Origin of the sequence: Paucilactobacillus vaccinostercus DSM 20634 (assembly GCF_001436295.1) — a bacterium.
In the GTDB taxonomy this organism is placed as follows: domain Bacteria; phylum Bacillota; class Bacilli; order Lactobacillales; family Lactobacillaceae; genus Paucilactobacillus; species Paucilactobacillus vaccinostercus.
In genome coordinates, this window is sequence record NZ_AYYY01000040.1 from 1 (window position 1) to 217 (window position 217).

Below are 217 nucleotides of genomic sequence, written 5' to 3' on the forward strand. Positions count from 1 at the left end.
ACTTTCCGAAATAAATTCCAAGCAGCACGATAATTTTTGATAGCATTAGCTTTCATCAAGCTATCTAAATCATTATCATTAAGCCAACCATGAACATTCGATATACCAGTAGATGGCGTTTTTAATCGTTGTTCTAGTGTTTGAATTCGTTTTTGTACCAGTTCAATTGGTATTTTCACTTGGTGAAGTAAAAATAATTCTTTATTCATCCCATTCA

The 217-nt window shown here is 31.8% G+C and carries 1 pseudogene; it reads right to left on the bottom strand.

Going from position 1 to position 217, the window contains the following annotated elements:
• Positions 1-217: pseudogene (locus FC26_RS12875) on the bottom strand (RNA-guided endonuclease InsQ/TnpB family protein); the annotation flags it as partial.